23 protein-coding genes are annotated in these 17,415 nt (G+C 71.6%); 8 read left to right on the forward strand and 15 right to left on the reverse strand.

Going from position 1 to position 17,415, the window contains the following annotated elements; genetic code table 11:
• Positions 1–16: 16 nt before the first annotated feature.
• From ABT015_RS07320 to ABT015_RS07355, 8 genes are all read right to left on the reverse strand, one after another.
• On the reverse strand, positions 17–1,192 hold the full coding sequence (locus ABT015_RS07320) for a methyltransferase domain-containing protein (RefSeq protein ID WP_350877629.1): 1,176 nt from the start codon (positions 1,190–1,192) through the stop codon (positions 17–19).
• Positions 1,189–1,338, reverse strand: coding sequence for a hypothetical protein (locus ABT015_RS07325; RefSeq protein WP_350877630.1), 150 nt, complete (start codon positions 1,336–1,338; stop codon positions 1,189–1,191). The genes ABT015_RS07320 and ABT015_RS07325 overlap by 4 nt, the downstream gene beginning before the upstream one ends.
• 117 nt (positions 1,339–1,455) lie before the next feature.
• Positions 1,456–1,584, reverse strand: coding sequence for a hypothetical protein (locus ABT015_RS07330; protein WP_350877631.1), 129 nt, complete (start codon positions 1,582–1,584; stop codon positions 1,456–1,458).
• A gap of 275 nt (positions 1,585–1,859) precedes the next feature.
• On the reverse strand, positions 1,860–2,708 hold the full coding sequence (locus tag ABT015_RS07335; RefSeq protein ID WP_350877632.1) for a helix-turn-helix domain-containing protein: 849 nt from the start codon (positions 2,706–2,708) through the stop codon (positions 1,860–1,862).
• Between the two features lie 6 nt (positions 2,709–2,714).
• On the reverse strand, positions 2,715–3,233 hold the full coding sequence (locus ABT015_RS07340) for a DUF6879 family protein (protein WP_350877633.1): 519 nt from the start codon (positions 3,231–3,233) through the stop codon (positions 2,715–2,717).
• The gene (locus tag ABT015_RS07345) at positions 3,214–3,477 is read right to left on the reverse strand and encodes a hypothetical protein (protein ID WP_350877635.1); all 264 of its coding nucleotides are present in this window, start codon (positions 3,475–3,477) and stop codon (positions 3,214–3,216) included. Before ABT015_RS07345 ends, ABT015_RS07340 begins: the two co-directional genes overlap by 20 nt.
• A 262-nt stretch (positions 3,478–3,739) precedes the next feature.
• The gene (locus ABT015_RS07350; protein ID WP_350877637.1) at positions 3,740–3,946 is read right to left on the reverse strand and encodes a DUF397 domain-containing protein; all 207 of its coding nucleotides are present in this window, start codon (positions 3,944–3,946) and stop codon (positions 3,740–3,742) included.
• Positions 3,947–3,956: 10 nt separating this feature from the next.
• Positions 3,957–4,847, reverse strand: coding sequence for a helix-turn-helix domain-containing protein (locus ABT015_RS07355; protein ID WP_350877639.1), 891 nt, complete (start codon positions 4,845–4,847; stop codon positions 3,957–3,959).
• Positions 4,848–5,022: 175 nt separating this feature from the next.
• On the opposite strand from ABT015_RS07355, the gene ABT015_RS07360 reads away from it, so the two are divergent.
• The 5 genes from ABT015_RS07360 (at position 5,023) to ABT015_RS07380 (ending at position 6,915) form a co-directional block, all read left to right on the forward strand.
• Positions 5,023–5,394 carry an ATP-binding protein gene (locus ABT015_RS07360; protein WP_350877641.1) on the forward strand — a complete coding sequence of 124 codons (372 nt, stop codon included), beginning with the start codon at positions 5,023–5,025 and terminating at the stop codon, positions 5,392–5,394.
• Positions 5,394–5,657, forward strand: coding sequence for a hypothetical protein (locus tag ABT015_RS07365; RefSeq protein WP_350877643.1), 264 nt, complete (start codon positions 5,394–5,396; stop codon positions 5,655–5,657). Before ABT015_RS07360 ends, ABT015_RS07365 begins: the two co-directional genes overlap by 1 nt.
• 105 nt (positions 5,658–5,762) lie before the next feature.
• Entirely contained in the window at positions 5,763–6,128 is a 366-nt protein-coding gene (locus ABT015_RS07370) for a hypothetical protein (protein WP_350877645.1), read from the forward strand.
• Positions 6,129–6,205: 77 nt separating this feature from the next.
• A complete protein-coding gene (locus tag ABT015_RS07375; protein WP_350877647.1) occupies positions 6,206–6,406 on the forward strand; it encodes a hypothetical protein in 201 nt (66 codons plus the stop codon).
• 104 nt (positions 6,407–6,510) lie between these two features.
• A complete protein-coding gene (locus tag ABT015_RS07380; protein ID WP_350877649.1) occupies positions 6,511–6,915 on the forward strand; it encodes a DUF3052 domain-containing protein in 405 nt (134 codons plus the stop codon).
• 54 nt (positions 6,916–6,969) lie between these two features.
• Here ABT015_RS07380 and ABT015_RS07385 read toward each other — a convergent pair whose 3' ends face one another.
• On the reverse strand, positions 6,970–7,701 hold the full coding sequence (locus ABT015_RS07385; protein ID WP_350877651.1) for a DsbA family oxidoreductase: 732 nt from the start codon (positions 7,699–7,701) through the stop codon (positions 6,970–6,972).
• Between the two features lie 293 nt (positions 7,702–7,994).
• On the reverse strand, positions 7,995–8,729 hold the full coding sequence (locus ABT015_RS07390) for a chitinase (RefSeq protein WP_502897273.1): 735 nt from the start codon (positions 8,727–8,729) through the stop codon (positions 7,995–7,997).
• Positions 8,730–9,004: 275 nt separating this feature from the next.
• Between ABT015_RS07390 and ABT015_RS07395 the strand changes: the two genes are divergently transcribed.
• Complete coding sequence (locus ABT015_RS07395; protein ID WP_350877655.1) at positions 9,005–10,927, forward strand: hypothetical protein; 1,923 nt, start codon at positions 9,005–9,007, stop codon at positions 10,925–10,927.
• A 119-nt stretch (positions 10,928–11,046) separates the two neighbouring features.
• On the opposite strand, the gene ABT015_RS07400 is transcribed toward ABT015_RS07395, so the two are convergent.
• Both ABT015_RS07400 and ABT015_RS07405 read right to left on the reverse strand, forming a co-directional pair.
• On the reverse strand, positions 11,047–11,316 hold the full coding sequence (locus ABT015_RS07400) for a DUF6011 domain-containing protein (RefSeq protein ID WP_350877657.1): 270 nt from the start codon (positions 11,314–11,316) through the stop codon (positions 11,047–11,049).
• Positions 11,317–11,391: 75 nt separating this feature from the next.
• Entirely contained in the window at positions 11,392–11,733 is a 342-nt protein-coding gene (locus tag ABT015_RS07405; RefSeq protein ID WP_350877776.1) for a winged helix-turn-helix transcriptional regulator, read from the reverse strand.
• 205 nt (positions 11,734–11,938) lie between these two features.
• Between ABT015_RS07405 and ABT015_RS07410 the strand changes: the two genes are divergently transcribed.
• On the forward strand, positions 11,939–12,787 hold the full coding sequence (locus ABT015_RS07410; RefSeq protein WP_350877659.1) for an SDR family oxidoreductase: 849 nt from the start codon (positions 11,939–11,941) through the stop codon (positions 12,785–12,787).
• A 136-nt stretch (positions 12,788–12,923) separates the two neighbouring features.
• Complete coding sequence (rarD, locus tag ABT015_RS07415; protein WP_350877661.1) at positions 12,924–13,892, forward strand: EamA family transporter RarD; 969 nt, start codon at positions 12,924–12,926, stop codon at positions 13,890–13,892.
• Positions 13,893–13,942: 50 nt separating this feature from the next.
• On the opposite strand, the gene ABT015_RS07420 is transcribed toward rarD, so the two are convergent.
• From ABT015_RS07420 to ABT015_RS07430, 3 genes are read right to left on the reverse strand one after another with little or no spacing between them, the layout of a single operon-like run.
• Positions 13,943–14,863, reverse strand: a complete 921-nt coding sequence (locus ABT015_RS07420) for an ABC transporter permease (RefSeq protein ID WP_350877663.1) — start codon at positions 14,861–14,863, stop codon at positions 13,943–13,945.
• Entirely contained in the window at positions 14,850–15,992 is a 1,143-nt protein-coding gene (locus ABT015_RS07425) for an ABC transporter ATP-binding protein (protein ID WP_350877665.1), read from the reverse strand. The genes ABT015_RS07420 and ABT015_RS07425 overlap by 14 nt, the downstream gene beginning before the upstream one ends.
• Before the next feature lie 3 nt (positions 15,993–15,995).
• Positions 15,996–17,285 carry a LolA family protein gene (locus ABT015_RS07430; RefSeq protein WP_350877667.1) on the reverse strand — a complete coding sequence of 430 codons (1,290 nt, stop codon included), beginning with the start codon at positions 17,283–17,285 and terminating at the stop codon, positions 15,996–15,998.
• Positions 17,286–17,415: the final 130 nt, after the last annotated feature.

Genomic DNA, 17,415 nt, shown 5'->3' on the forward strand with positions numbered 1-17,415 from the left:
GCGTGAGGGGGGGAGTTCAGCGCTGTGGGACGGGGTTGTCCGGGGAGTCCAGCCAGACGTGCTGGCCCTCGGGGGTGACCGTCAGGCCGAACCGGTCGTGGCCGGGGCGGTCCTGGTCGGCCCACCACTGGTAGGCGGCTTCCAGTTCGTTCCAGAGTCTGCGCGGGCCGGACTGGTGTACCTCGTATTCCGTGCGGTCGCGCTCGTAGTCGGCGCAGGCCCAGGAGAGGGTGTCGCGGCTGTAGAGCCACAGCGTGTAGGCGTCGTTGTCGTAGCGCTCCGCCCGCCAGAACGCGGCGGGTACGCCGGATCCGATGACGAACTGCTCGAACCACCCGCCCGTGGCCCGAGGGGACAGACTGGTGGTGCTCCGCACCCCGTGTGCTGGCCACTCCTTCCCGTGCAGGTAGGCGTCGAACGACGGCCGGTCCGTGCGCTGGTGGCGGAGTCGCATGAACGCGGAGCCTCGGGTGAACTTGCCGCTCGCGCTGGTCCCGTCGTCGTTCACGGTCAGCCTGACGATCTGCTCGCCGCCGTACTCGGTGCCGAACGGGGCGACGATGATTCCACCGGGGGCCGTCTGCTCCAGCCACGCTGGAGGGATCTCCAGCAGGGAGCAGGTGGCGATGATCCGGCTGTAGGGGGTGTCGTCCGGCCAGCCGTGGCGTCCGTCGCCCTCGATCACGGTCGGTGCGAGTCCGGCCCGGTGCAGGTTCTCGCGGGCGCCGCGTGCGACGTGAGGGTCGTACTCGACGGTCACCACGTTGCGGCTGCCGAGGCGGTGGGTGAGGAGGCCGGCGTTCCAGCCGGTGCCGGCTCCGACCTCCAACACCTTGTGGCCCGGGCGGACGTCGAGGTCCTGGAGCATCGAGAACACCATGGTGGGCATGGAGTTGGAGGAACTCGGGGTGGTGCCGAGCCCGTCGCCCTGGTGGTCTCCGTCGTCCCACTGCGTGGTCAGCGGGATATCCGAGTAGACGGCCCTGCGCCACGCCTCAGGGTCCCGTGACCGGTACACCACGGGGTTCTGCCGGGTGCCATCCGCGATGCCCGGCCAGATGCGATCCGGGACGAACAGTTCGCGGGGTACGGCGTTGAAGGAGGGGAGCCAGTCCGAGGAGAGTGCGCCGCTGGCCACCAGCGCGGAGGCGAGCCCCAGGGGGCCCGCCTCCTTGTGCGTTTCGCCGGTCACTTGCCGCTGCCGCCCGCCGGGTTCTGGCCGTCGGAGGTGTTGCCGCCTTCGTCGGACCCCCCGCCGCCGTGTCCGGCGCCCTTGTTGGAGTCGTCCTGCTGCTTGCCGCCCTGGCCGTCGCCGGAGCCGCCGTCGCGCTTGCCCATGGGCTTCCCTTCTCTGTCGGTCAGACCGAGGCTGTCCTCGGTCTGTCGTGCGCCTTGCTGACCCGCCCCAGCCGCGCCCTTTCCCAGGCGGCCGGTGCGGGGGTCTGTTGGGGCGCGTCAGCGCCACGGGCGGTTCGCTTCACGCAACCGGGCCGGAAGGTCGGCGCGCCGGTTGTGCTGCTCGTCCGTCAACGGCACCCCGCCGAGCTCCTTCGGGGTGAGATCCGGCCGGGGGTCACTTGCCATCGGGCGCCACCAGGCAGTCGCCGTCCGCGATGTGCCGCTCCCGTCTACGCGCCAGGTGACGCGCGATGGTGGGGTACTCGCTTGCCGGGTACTGCGCTTGAGCGCAGTCGAAGTACAAGCAACTGGGGCACTGAGCGCTGTCGTCTGACCAGACCTGACGCGTGCTGGTGCTGACCGCCATGCCGGCCACTCCCTCGGAGTCGCTGGAACCGATGGCAACACGCTAGGAAGGAAGGAGAGTTGGGATCCACGAAATTCTACGGGATTGCGCGGTATCACCCGATCGCGTCAATGGCGGCCGTGATCAACCTGCGGGCCTTCGGGCCGTAGACCGCGATGTCAGCCAGCGTGGCGAAGGTGTCGGCGTACATGGCCACCTCGCTGGGCTGAGTCAGGGTGAGGTGCCCCGAGACCAGCTCCACGTTCACCTGAGCCGTGTCGAAGATCCAGAAACCCTCCACCGGCATGCGAGTGCGGCCCAGTCGAGTAGGCACGATCCCAACACTGACATTCGGCAGCGCGCTCACGGCGATCAGTCGCTCAAGCTGCTCGACCTGAGTATCGGCGTCACCGAGCCCGTTGCTCAGTACGGGCTCCTCCAGCAGGAACGCGAAGCGCCGTTGCCCCTCGCGGAGCACGCGTTGCCGTTCCATCCGGATGGCCACAGCGTCGGCCACGTCATCGACCGGCACCCGCCTCCGCTGGACGGCGCGCAACACGTCCTCGGTGTAGCCGTGCGTCTGGAGGAGTCCTGGCACAAGCCACGACGAGTACGCCCGGAACCAGTACGTTCGTTCAAACAGGGGCAGAACGGCCTGCTGCGCCCTTCTCAGCCCCGCATGCTCCATGCGACGCCACTCCACCCACAGGCCTTCCACGGCCCGCAGAGAGGCGATCAGGTCCGCCGTCTGGTCATCCCTGCCGCACGCGCGGCACCACGCGCGCAGGTCGTCAGCGGACGGCGACGTCTTGGCGGTGGAGATCCGGGACACCTTGGACGGATGCCAGCCGCACAGTGCCGCAAGCTGCTTGCCGTCCAGCCCGGAGTCCTTGCACATCTCCCGAAGGCGATCTGCAAGGATCTGCCGGGCAGCTTGGACGTGGGACGATCCCGATGCGGACATGATGGGTCAGGCCGGCTTGTAGTCCTCGTGCGGCGTAGCCCGCTCCCACACAGCCTCAAAGGCAGAGCTGACCAGATCCACAACCGCCGGCTCGGTGCGCCATTCACGGTCGACGACCTCTCCGACTCCGGAGAAGTACGTGAACAGCACGGCCGACCCGTCGAACATCCACAGGTCCGTTCCCGGGAGTGCGATGTCGCTGGCCTTCCGGCGGGGAAGCCAGCGGACCTGTTCGCCTGCTGCGACGTTGGCGAACGTGAGGTCATGCTCATACCGGATGTAGTCCGTCACCGGCTCCGAGACGATCCGGGCCCGCCGCATGACCACGCCGCGCCTGGTTGTCTCGGCTGCCAGATCGGCCCAAGTTCCCCACCAGTCAGGAAGCTTGGCCGGGTCATTGCCATACCGATGGCCGGCGCGCCAGCGGGCAAACTCCGGATCATCCGGGGTGTAGCCGTCGCGCATCTCCAGGTGCACTGCGGAGTGCTGCGCTCTGGCCAAGCCCTCACGTACGGGGTACTTCACCGTTTCGGCCCTCCGGTCGCGGGATGTACTCCAGCATCACGGCCGGCAGCCGAATGATCGTCTCATGGTCCGGAACATTCGAGCTGTGACCGGGAATTGACCCGATCTGCCGGCATGCCTTCACCTCTTCTTCCGTGGCCCTGTAGGACTGGATCAGTAGATCCCCAGTGTCCTCGTCCAGCCAGATCGTCGGCGAGTCGTCAACGGGGGTGTTCGGAATGATTCCCAGGAAACGCAACCTCATGACCTCTCCCTGTGTTGATCTGATTGCGCTCAGTTGCACGACTATCACCCCGACAGTCGACCAGCGCAAGAGCGCGTCGGATCAAGCGTCGAAGAGCCTCCGTCCGGGCGCTGCCCGGCCGCCAGACTGGCCGAATTGCGCGGTCGGCCACTCCAGGAAGACCTGCTGAACTGCATCATGCGCCTGAGAACCGGGCTGGCCTCAAGCGGCGGTGCGGAGGCGGTCAGCACCGAGTGTGCTGACCGCCGGGCGTGCGTGGAGTTCAGGCTCGGACGAGATGGTCGAACTCGCCGGCCTTGGCGCCGAGGATGAGGGCGCGGAGTTTGGAGGTGGTGGTGGTGACAATGATGTCGGGGTCGTCGGATTCGCGGAGGTGGCGGAGGTCGTCGTCGCCCTGGGCAAGTTCAAGGCAGGCATCGGCGCCTTCTGCGTCGCTGTACGACGACTTTTGCCAGACGAGGTGGGACATCGGACGCCTTTCAGGTCTGAAGCTCGTAGAGGAGATGGTGAATGAGCCCCCAAGAGTCACGTGTATCGAGCTTACGCAGGGCGCCGTTGCGGTCGACAGGCGGGAGTGAGAGCTCGCTCAACTGCTGAAACTTCTGGACGTAGGCAGCAACATCGACTGGGTCTCCGAGGTGCTCCGAACGCTTCGGGCCGGAGAGGATCACCGTCGACAGCTCAAGGCATCCCGGGTCGCAGAACAGGAATGAAGCCGAGAGCGGCGCATGCCTCGGTGCAGTGAATGGCAGTACCTGAATGCTGACATTCGGCAATTCGGCCACTTCGATCAGGTGGAGAAGTTGGGACCGCATGACTGTGTCCCCGGCAAAGCGCATGCGCAGCGCGGCCTCATGGATGACGAACTTGAACTGCCGCGGCTTGCCATCTGCGAGGATCCGCTGTCGGCCGCTTCGGAAACGGACCTGTGTCTGGGGCTCCCATGGGCTCCTGGCGTGACCACCCTCGTAGATCGCCTTCGTGTAGTCGGGTAGTTGCAGTACCCCGGGGATGTAGAGCGAGTCGTAGCTGTGTAGCAGGACGGAGCGGTCCTCTGCCTCGGCCAGATCCAGGGCAAGGGCCGGGACCTTTCCCTTGAACTCGGTCCACCAGCCCTTGCCATCGCTCGCCCCGAGCTCGCGCATGAGGGCGATATAGGTCCCATCCGTGCACCCGTAGCCACCAAGCAGGGTCGCGAGCCGTTCCGAGTCGAGTGCCGTGCGCGCTGCCTCGATGTGGCTGAGCTGTGGTCCGGCGATGCCGATGAGGGCGCCGGCATCCTTGACCGCCAGCCCGGCGGCCTCGCGCAGCCGCCTCAGCTCAGCGCCGAACCGCCGCTGCCGTTCGCTGATTTGGGTCCTGAGTGCCAAGGGGGCTTCCTTCCACGTCGGAGCAATCTCCACCCACACGAGTGAGCTTATCCAAGCTGAGCGAGTCTTCTTCGCGATTAGGTTGCACGCGTGAGCCCTGTGCTCTTACTCTCAGTGTTGCACCGGTCACATGACGGATAGTCAGTGACTCCCCCTCTCCCTCTCGGGGTCTCTCATGCGTGCTTCCAACCCTCCCGACTGGACCGCCGCCCGCACCGAGCTGTGCGACCTCCTCACCACCGCCGGCTGGCCGCCCCCCACCATCTCCGACGCCGAACTCGCCCTCCACGAACTCTTCTTCAACGCGTGGAAGCACGCCGGGAGCCTCGCGCCCCTCGTCGTGCTGTCCCTCCTCAACCGCAGGCTCCGGGTCTCGGTCTGTGACGACAGCCAGACCCTCCCGCCCGAGCCGTGCGCCCCCGCCGACCCCCTCGCCCTCTCCGGCCGGGGCCTCCACCTCGTCCGTTCCCTCACGCACCGCTTCGGCGCCGACCTGCGCAAGCAGGGCAAATCCGTCTGGTTCGAACTGCAGTTGGACGCCGCCTGATGCCCCTTCCCCGCCGCTACCCGATGCTGCCGACCGACCCCCGGATCCGGTACTACACCGACGGCCACATCCGCACGCTCCTCGCCGAAGTCGACGAGCGCGGCCGCAGGTTCGGCCTCATCTTCCCCTCCGCGACCACCGACCGCACCATCGACGGCCGCATCCTCGTCCGCTTCAACACGGCCCCCGCCTCCACCCTCCTCAACCTCCTCTCCCTCCTCCTCGCCGCCGAACGAGACCGCGACGACCCGTGCGCTTCCTGATTGCCGCCGCCTTCGCCGTCCTCCTCGCCCTGGCGATCGCCACCGTCGTCCTGGGCGTCATCACCGCACTCAACGTTGCAAAGCCCGACGAGGAGGACCCCTGACATGCCCGACCCGGACCCGGACCCCGGCTGCGGCCCCAACCCCCTGGCCAACGCCCTCGCCGCGACCCACTACGCCGTCGCCGCCGCCTTCAACACCCTCGCCCCCGGCGCCGCCCGGCCCGTCCCCGACGACTTCGACTGGCGCGAGCTCGAAGCCTTCATCTTCCACTTGGGCTTCGCCGCCGACGACTCCGACGCCGCCCTCAACCTCTACCGCCTGCTCACCGCCGTCCAGCGGATCGCCTACCGCGAGGCCGCCGGTCGCAACGCCGCCGGCCACCCCGCCCGCCTCAACCCCCACATCAACCCCAGCCCGAGCCCCCGCCCGTCCTCGACCGCGTTCACCCGTGGGGGTGGTGCCGGGTGAATGCCACCGACCGCGCCCCGCGCGGCCCCTAGCGTGGGCAGGGCAAGCGCCAGCCATCCCGGGGGAGGGGACCAGACGTGTCCGACGTCGCCGAATACCTGCTGCTCTACGTCGAAGGCGACGCGGTCGTGGCGCACGACGCCGACCTGCGCCCGCACACGTTCCCCCTCCCGCCCGGCGAGCTGGGCGCCACCATCGCCCGGGTGGATGCCGCCGGGGGCGCCCAACTCCTGCTGGCCGTCAGCTCGTCCGCGATCGTCTCCTGTCGGGAGATCTGACGAGTCGTCAATTCCTGGGCGTGTTCCGCGCCGGCCACCGTCCGCGTCTGGTTGGCTACCCGGATGCGAGGCGGCAGGCGCCTCCAAGTCAAAGGAACACCGGTATGACGACAGAGCGCACCAACCCGGCGGCCCGGCTCGGGTTCCAGCCCGGGCAGGTCGTCCAGGAGATCGGTTACGACGAGGACGTCGACCAGGACCTCCGTGAGGGCATCGAGTCGATCACCGGCCAGGACCTCGTCGACGAGGACTACGAGGACGTGGCCGACACCGTCCTGCTCTGGTTCCGCGAGGACGACGGCGACCTCACCGACGCCCTGGTCGACGCCATTGGCCTCCTCGAAGAGGGCGGCATGATCTGGCTGCTCACCCCGAAGTCGGGCCGGGACGGCTACATCGAGCCCAGCGACGTCAACGAGGCCGCCCAGACCGCCGGCCTCGCCTCGACCAAGGCCATCAGCGCCGCCGCGGACTGGATCGGCACCCGCCTCATCGCCCCCAAGCGCTGACACCCCCGGAGTGGGAAGTCGGCCCTGCCGACTTCCCACTCCGCGCCCCTCGCCTCACCGCTGCGGCAGCTCGCACCCGTCCGGCCCGCAGACCTCGCCGCTGCCGCCGCTGCCGTCACCGCTCGTGCCGCCGACCAGCAGCGGCACCACCACCCGGCTCTCCCAGGCCTGCTCCAGCGCCGCCGTGAACGTCTCGGCCGGCTGGGCGCCCGAGACCCCGAGCCGTCGGTCGAGCACGAAGAACGGGACCCCGGTGGCACCCATCGCGCCCGCCGTCGCCTCGTCCTCGCGCACCGCCTCCGCGTAGGCGTCCGGATCGGCCAGCACCGCTGCCGCGGCCTGGCCGTCCAGCCCCGCCTCGACGGCCAGTTCCACCAGCCGTCCTTGCGCGAACGCGGACCGCGCGTCGGCGAAGTTGGCCCGGTACAGCGCGTCCAGCAGCTGGCCCTGCCGACCGTGGTCCTTGGCGAAGTGCAGCAGACGGTGCATGTCGAAGGAGTTCGCCGCGTCGCGCCCCTCGCGGAGGTACGCCAGCCCCTCCCCGTGCGCGTTGTCCGCGATCCGCGCCTCCGCCGCCTCGGCCTGCTCCAGGCTGAGCCCGTACTTGGCGGCGATCAGCGGGACGACCGGCCGCGCCTCGGCCGGCGAGTGGGGATCGAGCTCGAAGGAGCGGTGGACGACCTCCACCTCCCCTCGGTGGGGGAACCGCTCCAGGGCCTGCTCGAACCGGGCCTTGCCGATGTAGCACCACGGGCAGTTGATGTCGGTCCAGATCTCCACGCGCACGGCGTCGCTCCCGTCTCCAGCCGTGCGGGGCCTTCCCGCACCCGGCTCCGAGGCCAACGCAGACGGCCACCTGAATATTTCTCGTGATGAAATATTCAGGTGCTCGGCGGGACCGGCCTGGGCGGGCGCGGTGGCCGCCGTCGCGCTCGGGGGGCTGGTCGGGGCCCTCGTGGACCTTCGCTTCGACGCCCAGCGATGACGTCCGGCGCTGACGCCGTCCCCGGCCGTGACCGGCAACCGACCCCGTGCGTGGGAAGTCGGGCCGGCCGACTTCCCGCGCAAGCCGCCGCCGGTCAGCAGGAGATGTTGCCGCCGCCGACGTCGGTGCCGAGGACGCCGACGAACTTCTTGTAGAGGTTGATGCGGTCGTTGCGCTCGTCCGGGTTCTTGCCGTTGCACTCCAGGTCGCCGTTGATGCTGCGGATGGTCTCGCCGAAGCCCTTGCCGTTGACGATGGCGTCGTGCGCGGTCATCGTCCCGGCGCCCTTCTGGGTGTTCCAGAACCAGAGGCCGGTCTTCCAGGAGACGGCCGGATCCTTCTCGGCCAGGTAGGGGTTGTTCAGCAGGTCGAGGTGCAGGGCGTCGCCCGCCGCCTTGTAGTTGAAGTTCCAGCTGATCTGGAGCGGGCCGCGCCCGTAGTAGGCGCTCTTGCCGGCGGGGCAGCCGTAGGGCTGCGAGGTGTCGCAGTAGTGGCTGTAGTTGGCGGTGTTCTGCTCGACGACGTACTTCAGGCCGCCGGTCTCGTGGCTGACGTTGGCGAGGAATGCCGCGGCCTCGCGCTTGCGGGTGGCGTCGTTGCCGGTGGTGGTGAACCCGGGGTAGGCGCTGAGGGCGTCGGTCAGGCCGCGGTAGGTGTAGAAGGAGTTCCGGCCCGGGAACATCTGGTTGAACTGGGCCTCGCTGACCACGAACGAGGCGGCGGCCGCTGGTGTGGCGTGCCCGGTGAGAGCGGTGGTGCCCAGGGCGACGGTGCTCAGGACGGCGGCCGAGGCGGCCATGGACAGGGTGCGGGAGAGCTTCATCGTCACATCTCGCTTGTCGTCGGGATGGCGGTGCTTCGGGAGCGCTTCGGGGAGTGCTTCGGGAGCGAAGCGCCGGGAACATCGTGGTGCGCCAATTCTGGGAAAAGGCGCCGACCAGCACCCAAACCACTCGTTCGGGGTGTATCCGGCCCAGAAGGTGAGCGAGATTCAGGCCAATTCCAGCTCGTCCGACACGCCGACAGGTTGATCATCCGGTCATCAGATACGCGGGATAGCCTCGTCCGCGCACAAGGCAGACACCGCGAGCGGGGGACGACCACATGGGGCACGCCGACGACGAGGGCGACGAGCGGCTGGCGGCGGAGGGCGAGGTGGCGGTGGCCCGGCTGGCGATCGACTCCGGAGACCTCCCGCACGCCGCCGACCACCTGGCCGACGCGATCCTCGCCGACCCCCAGCTACCCGAACTGCACGAGGCGCTCGCCGAGTTGTGCGCCGCCGTCGGAGGTCCGGCCGCCGCCCGCGAGCTGTTCCCGCTGGACGGCCAGGTCTACCTGGGCACCGTCGCCTGCCGGGCCCACGTCGAGGCCGCCGCCGGGGACTGGGACACCGCCGTCGGCCTGCTCGCCTCCGCGATCCAGTACGAGCCCGCGAGACCCTGGGCGCACACCGCCTGGCTCGCCCGCGAGGACCTGCCCGCCCTCGTCGACCCGGACGCCGTCGCCCAGGCGGTGGCCCGGGCCACCGGCGGACTGCCCGACCCGCTGCCCGCCGAACTCGCCGAAGCCGTCCAGCCGTTCGAGGACTTCGTCCAGTCCGTGGTGGCCCGCCACGGCGACCACGCCTTGCTGCTCGCGATGGCCTCCGGCCTCACCCGCCGCCTCGGCGCCACCGGCCGCGCCGTCGAACTCGCCGAACTGGCCCACCTGCTGGCCCCCGGCTACCTGCCGTCCGTGATGCTCGGCAACGCCCTGCGCGCGCACGGCCGGCCGGAACGGGCGCTCGCCGTCTGGGAGGCCGAACTGGCCCGGGTCGAACCGGAGCGCGACAACTCCAGCAGCTACCTCGCCGTCGACGTCGCCGAGTTGTACGGCGCCCTCGGCCGCCCCGACGACGGCCTGCCCTGGCTGGACCGCGTGCTCGCCACCGAACCCGACCACCCCAAGGCGGCCCCCGCCCGGTACGGCCTGCGGCACGCCGCCGACGGCGACCCCGCCCACCTGCTCGCCCTGGCCGACCACCACCGCGCCCACCCGGACCACGAGTACGCCCAGGACCTGCTGGAACGGCTCAGCCACCGGGAACCCTGGCTCGGCATGGTCTCCGGCGCCACCGAGGCCACCGTCAACGTGCTGCACCAGGTGCTCGCCGCCCCCGGCACCACCCGCGACAGCGAGATCGAGTGCAGCGCCTCCGCCGTCGAACCGCCCAGCTCCCTGCTGGCCGTCCGCCTCGCCCTGCCGCGCTCCACCGTCGCCTACCAGTCCGTCGCCGAGCCCGACCCCCGGCTCCCGCTGGCCGAACCGGCCACCCGGATCTGGGCCTGGGACGGCACCGATCCGCGCCCGGCCGTCGCCCCGCCCGCACCGGACAGCGCCGAACTCGTCCGGGCCACCGCCGAGATCGTCTGGGCGACCGTCCCCGCCGCCTACGACCACGCCGTCCGGCTGGCCGGGCTGCCGCTCGACGACCTGCTCGGCGCGCTCGTCCACCCGCCGATGCCCCGGGAGGACGACCTCGGCCGGGCCCTGCTGGCCCACCAGCCCGAACTGTGGGTGCGGGCCGTCCAGGTCTTCGCCTGCCTCGGCATCGCCCACCACCGCACCGACCAGCCGTGGGAGGACTCCGAGCGCCGCCGCGTGCTGGTCGACCTGCTGCTCGGGCCCGAGGACTGGGTGGTCGAGGCGGCCGGCTTCGCCCTCGTCGCGATCGGCTGGACGCACCCCGAGACCCGCGCCGACATCGCCGACCGGCTCCGGCAGCGGCTGCACTACAGCGCCCGGGCCCGCCGCACCCGCGTGGTGACCGTCCTGCGCTCGCTCGCCGCGCTGGCGCTCACCGCGCCCTGGCTGCCCCGGGCCGACCTCGACCTGGCCCGGCGGCTGATCGAGCGGGCCGAGGCCCAGGAGGCCCAGGAGGCCGGGAAGGCCGGGGAAGCCCGGCAGGCCGAGGTGCTGCCCCAGGACCAGGAGCAACCGGAACCCCGCCCCGGCCTCCTGCGCCGCCTCTTCCGGCGCGCCTGACGGGCGCTACGACGGAGGCCGACGAGCGACGCCCGTCACCCGACGCCCGTCACCCGATGCCCGTCACCCGATGCCCGTCACCCGATGCCCGTCACCCGATGCCCGTCACCCGATGCCCGTCACCCGATGCCCGGCAGCGGATCCTGGTCGACGTCGAAGCGCGCGACCCGCTCCGCCGGATCGCGGCACTCCGGGCCGAGCCGCAGGATCCGCGACTCCGGGTCGTGCAGCGGGCGGTGGCAGCGGCGGCAGGTGACGCGGGGCCGGATGGCCTCGGGAGTGTCGGTGCCCGGGATCGGGTCCGGGCCGCCACTCGGGCCTGCGCCGGTCGAGGCGCCGCCACTAGGGCCTCCGCCGGTCGGGCCGTTGCTGGTCGGGACGCTGGTCATGGGGAGACGGTAGCCGGGCGGGGCCGTGAAGAGATCCCCCCGGCCGGCGCGGCCCGCGGCAGGCCCGGTCGACATTCAGCGAACGCTGGGCCGGGCGTCGTACTCCGCGCGGGCGGCCTCGACGGCGGGGACGCGCTGCTCGGACCAGTGCGCGAGGGCGGCGACCAGTTCGGCGGCCTCCCGGCCGAGCGGGGTGAGGCTGTAGTCGACCCGGGGCGGGATCACCGGGTGGGCCTCGCGGTGTACGAAGCCGTCGCGCTCCAGCGTCTGCAGGGTCTGCGCGAGCATCTTCTCGCTGACGCCGGAGACCCGGCGGCGCAGTTCGCTGAAGCGGTAGCCGCGCTCGCGCAGCGCGCCGAGCACGAGGACGCCCCAGCGGCTGGTGACGTGCTCCAGCACGCCCCGGGACGGGCACATGCGGTCGAACACGTCGGCCGGCGGCAGCTCGCGCACCGGGACGGCCGGGCGGCCTTCCTCCAGGGTCTTCATGACTGTCCTGCCATTACCTTCATATCAGTACCGTACTTTGAAGTGCGTACTTTCGAAAGGTTAGTGCAGTCCCTAGGGTGAGTTTCGAGGCAGAAACCCCATCGAGGCAGAAACCCACCCGAGGAGCATCCCCATGTACGTCGTCACCGGTGCCACCGGCCAGCTCGGCCGTCTCGTCGTCGAAGGCCTGCTGGCCGCCGTCCCCGCGAGCGAGGTGGCGGTCGCCGTCCGCTCCGCCGAGAAGGCGGCCGACCTGGCCGCGCGCGGGGTGGCCGTCCGCGTGGTCGACTACGACGACCCGGCGACCCTGGCCGGCGCCTTCGCGGCCGGCGACCGGGTGCTGCTGATCTCGGGCAGCGAGGTCGGCCGCCGGATCCCGCAGCACCGCGCGGTGGTCGACGCGGCCCGTGCGGCCGGCGTCGCGCTGTTCGCCTACACCAGCGCACCGGGCGCGGCGACCTTCCGGCTGGCCGACGAGCACAAGGCGACGGAGGAGCTGATCCGCGAATCCGGGCTGCCGTCCGTCCTGCTGCGCAACGGCTGGTACACCGAGAACTACCTGGGTGACGCGGCCGGCACGGTGGCGCGCGGCGTGGTGCTCGGCAGCGCCGGGGACGGCCGGGTGGCCACCGCCCCGCGCAAGGACTACGCGGACGCGGCGGTCGCCGTCCTCCTCGGCGAGGGCCACGAGGGCCGGGTGTACGAGCTGAGCGGCGACGCCGCGTGGAGCCTGGCGGAGCTGGCGGCCGAGCTGGCGCTGGTCTCCGGGCAGCCGGTCGCGCACCAGGACGTGGCGCCGGCGGAGCACCTCGCGGCGCTGATCGGCGCGGGCCTGCCGGAGGGCTTCGCCGAGGTGCTGGTGGACGTGGACGCGGGCATCGCCCGTGGCGAGCTGGCCGGCACCCCGGGCGACCTGGCCCGGCTGATCGGCCGCCCGACCGTCCCGCTGGCCGAGTCGGTGCGCGCCGCGCTCCAGGGCTGAGGCGCTTGAGCTCGCCTTGAGCCCCGCGTTTCCCGAGGTCAGCGATGTCATGACCAAAATGCGGAAACGGAGATGACAGCCTGCCCCTCCGCCAGCTACCGTCACCTCGACACACGCGCGCGGAGGGCAGGCGGCCATGCCAGAGACAACCCAGCAGGACAGCGGCCGAGGCCTCTGGTACGGCGTCGCGGCCTACGGCATCTGGGGGCTCTTCCCCCTGTTCTGGCCACTGCTGGAGCCCGGCGCCGCCGACGACATCCTGGCCAACCGGATGGTCTGGTCCCTGGTCGCCGTGGTGCTGCTGCTGATCGCCCAGCGGCACTGGAGCTGGATACGCCCGCTGCTGCGCCAGCCCCGCCGGCTCGCCATGCTGGCCGGCGCGGCCACGGTGATCTCGATCAACTGGGGCGTCTACATCTGGGGCGTCAACGCCGGGCACGTCGTCGAGACCAGCCTCGGCTACTTCATCAACCCGCTGGTCACCATCGGCTTCGGCGTCCTGGTGCTCAAGGAGCGGCTGCGGACGGCGCAGTGGGCGGCGGTCGGTGTCGGCGCGGCCGCCGTCGCGGTGCTCAGCATCGCGTACGGGCGGCTGCCGTGGATCGCGCTCACCCTGGCGCTCTCCTTCGCCACGTACGGGCTGCTGAAGAAGAAGGTCGGGCTGAGCGGGCTGGAGAGCCTGGCGGCGGAGAGCGCCTTCATGTTCCCGTTCGCGCTCGGCTACCTGGTCTACCTGGAGGTCAGCGGCCGCGGCACCTTCGGCCACACGGTGGCCGGCTCGTACGGCTGGGGGCACTCCGGGCTGCTGCTGCTCAGCGGGGTGATCACGGCGGTCCCGCTGCTGCTCTTCGGCACGGCGGCCGTGCGGGTGCCGCTGACCGTGCTCGGGCTGCTGCAGTACCTGGCGCCGGTGTTCCAGTTCCTGATCGGCGTGGCGGTGTTCCACGAGTCGATGCCGCCCGCCCGCTGGGCCGGCTTCGGCCTGGTCTGGCTGGCGCTCGCGGTGCTCACCTGGGACGCGCTGCGCCAGGTGCGGGCCGACCGCGCGGGGCGGGCCGCGGCCGTGCCGCAGCCCGCCCCCGCGAAGGCGGCCGTCAGGCACTGATCCGCCCCTGCTGATCCGCCGCTTCCGATCCGACCCCGCCGAGGCGCCGGTCAGACGCTGATGTCCCGGCTGGTGAAGCGGGACCAGGCCGCCGCGCCGAACACGGCGACGTAGGCGGCCTGGAGGCCGAGGTCCTTCCACACGCCGTCCCAGTACATCGGCTGGCGCAGGAGGTCCGCGAAGCTGAGCCAGTAATGGGTGAACAGGAACGGCCTCACGGCGTCCAGCTGCGGGAAGGCGTCCAGGATCTGCACGGTGACCACCAGCCCGACGGTCGCCGCCATCGCCGCGATGCCGCTGCCGGTGAGCGTGGAGACGAACAGCCCGATCGCCACCAGCCCGGCCAGCGAGGCCGCCACCACCCCGGCCACGAGCACCGCCCGCAGCAGCGCGTCGCCGAAGCCGATGGTGTCGCCGGAGATCAGCGTCACCTCGCCGAGCGGGAACAGCGCGGCGCCGGTGGCCAGCGCCGCCGCCGCGACCGCCACGGTCGCGGCCAGGCAGAACACCAGCCCGGCGGTGAACTTGGCGGCCAGCAGCCGGGTGCGCCCGGCCGGCGCGACCAGCAGGTAGCGCAGCGTCCCGGTGGCCGCCTCGCCGGCGACCGAGTCCCCGGCGACCACGCCGACCGTCATCGGCAGGAACACCGGCAGCGCGACCGCGAGGGCGGTGAAGACCAGGAACAGGCCGTTCTGGGTCGTCTGCGCGATGAAGTTCACCCCGCCGCCGCCCTCGTGCGGGCTGCCCGTGTTGAGCTTGACGACCACGCCGATCAGGATCGGCAGCACCGCCAGGATCCCCAGCAGCACCTTGGTGCGCATCCGGCGGAAGGTCAGGTGCAGTTCGTTGCGGAACAGTGCCAGGAACCCGGCCGCCGTCTGCGGCCTCCGCCCGGCCCGGACCGGCACCGCCCCGACCGGCACCGCCCCGGCCTGTGACAGCTCAGCCCGCGACAGCTCAGCCTGCGACATCGAAGCCCTCCCCGGTCAGCGCCACGAAGGCGTCCTCCAACGTGCCCCGCTCCAGACCGAACCCGTGCACCCGCACCCCGGCCTCGACCAGCGCCGCGCACAGCTTCGGCAGCGCCTCCTCGACCGGGGAGCCGAGCGCGCCGAGCGTGCCGAGCTCGCCGTCCACCCGCCCGTCGCCGGGCACCAGGGAGCCGACCCGGTGGGCCGCCAGCACCTCCACGGCGTGCGCCACGTCCGGCGTGCGGACCACCAGCCGGCCCTGCGCGCGGGCGGCCAGTTCGGCGACGGTGCCCTGCACCACCAGCCGGCCCCGGGACATCACCGCCGCGTGGGTGCAGACCTGCTCGATCTCGTCCAGCAGGTGCGAGGAGAGGAACACCGTGGCCCCCTCCGCCGCGACCTCCCGCACCAGCGCCCGGATCTCGCGCATGCCCTGCGGGTCCAGCCCGTTGGTGGGCTCGTCCAGCACCAGCAGCTCGCGCGGCTGGAGCAGCGCCGACGCCAGGCCGAGCCGCTGCTTCATGCCCAGCGAGTACGCGCGGGCCTTCTTGGCCGCCGCGGCGCTCAGCCCGACCCGTTCCAACGCCGTCTCGACGCGCAGGCGCCGGGTGCGCGGGTCGGCGGTCGGGTCGGCGGCGTCGAACCGGACCAGGTTGTCCCGCCCGGAGAGGAAGCCGTACAGCGCCGGGCCCTCGATCAGCGCGCCCACCCGGGGCAGCACGGAGGCGACGGACTGCGGCATCGGCTCGCCGAGGACGGTGGCCACGCCGGAGGTGGGGGCGATCAGGCCCATCAGCATCCGGATGGTGGTGGTCTTGCCGGAGCCGTTCGGGCCGAGGAAGCCGAAGACGGAGCCGCGCGGCACGCTCAGGTCCAGGCCGTCCACGGCGAGCTGGCCGCCCCGGAAGCGCTTGGTCAGACCGCGGGTCCTGATCACGTCGTCGGGCCGGGAGGAGCCGGAGGAGCCGGAGGAGCCGGAGGAGCCGGAGGAACCGGGGGAGGAGGGGGAGCCGGAGGAGTCAGGGGAACCGGGGGAGGAGGAGGTGGAAGGCGCGGGGCCCGGGCGCTGCTCGGCGCCCGGACCCCCGGCCGACTCCGTAACGTCCCCCGTTACGGGAGCCTTGGTCATCCGTCAGTTCACCCCGGCGGCGTGCTGGAGCACCGGCAGGGTCACCGCGCCGGCGAACACCCGGCCGTCGTCGGTGACCAGGACGTTCACCACCTTGGTGCTGATCAGCGTGCCGCCGCCGACCGGCTTGCCGAGCGACTTCACCAGCGCCTGCGGGTTCAGGGCCGCGCCCCGGCCGCCGTGCTTGCCGCCCTTGCCGCCGTCCTGCGGCGCGTCGACGGTGCCGCCGGGCAGCTGCGCCGAGACCACGGTCGTCCAGCCCTCGCCGATCACGTTCACGCCGTCGTGGTCCTGGCCCGAGGCGCCCTGACCGGCCTTGCCCCCGGGAGCGGAGCCCTTGGGCGCGAAGCCCTGCGGCACCCCACCCTCGGCGCCCTCGTCCGCCTTGTGCTCCGTCACCTTGGCGCCCTTGGGCACGGTGAAGTCGAAGGTCTTGGCGGCCGGCTTGGCGAAGGACACGTCGGTGAAGTGGACGTCCAGCACGGTGGAGCCGTCGACGCCCTTGACCACCACCGAGAGCGGCACCCCGTTGTCGGCGGCGACCGCGATCCGGACCTCGGCGACGGTCGAACCGGACTGCGCGGGCTTGACGCTCAGCTGGTACGCCTTCTGCCCGGCCACGTTGGCGGTGCCGGCCACGGTGACCGACGTGGTGCCCGCGCTCGCGGTCAGGAACTGCCGGGCGGCCTCCTGCGGGGTCGTCGGCACCCCGGTCAGCGGCGCCCCGGCGTGCTTGCCGGCCGTGCCGGGGTGCTGGGCGGCCGCCTGGCCGGTCAGCCGCACGGCGGTGTTGGTCGAACTGTCCCAGGCCCAGGCCTGGTCGCCGTTGTGGACGACGGTGTAGCCGGCCATGTCCTCCAGCAGGTCGACCCGCTGGCGGTCCGGGCCGTCCACCGCTATCCGCAGCGTCTGGTCACCGCCGAGCAGGCCGAGCAGCTTGGCCTGCGGGTCGGCCGCCGAAGAGCCCTGGCCGCCGCCGCGCCCGGCCGCCGCGCCGAGCCCGCCGGCCGCGACGCCCAGCAGCTGGCTGGGCAGGCCGAGGTCGGTGGAGACGGACACCGTGCCGGAGAGGGCCTGCGCGTCGGAGCCGAGCACCTTGGCGACCAGCTGCTCCGGTGTCAGCGAGGGAAGTTCGGGCGGGGCGTCGGCCGCCAGTGCGGGCACCAGCCCGATCCCGGCGGCGATCACCGCGGCCACCGTCAGCGGAACCCCGGCCCGCACCAGCATGCGCCGCCGTGAGCGGTACGGCACGCCGCCGTCCACGTTGTCCCCCGCCACCGTGTCATTGGTCATGGCGTCCTCAACTCCTCTACGAACACGAGCGATTGGCTGTGCCCCTCCATTAGAGGCCCGCACCCCGGCCCCGTCATCGCCCTGCGGGGCCAGTTCGGGGTAAACCTCGCGGGTACATCGACCCTGAGAC

It is taken from the genome of Kitasatospora sp. NPDC094016, from assembly GCF_040304045.1.
GTDB lineage: Bacteria > Actinomycetota > Actinomycetes > Streptomycetales > Streptomycetaceae > Kitasatospora.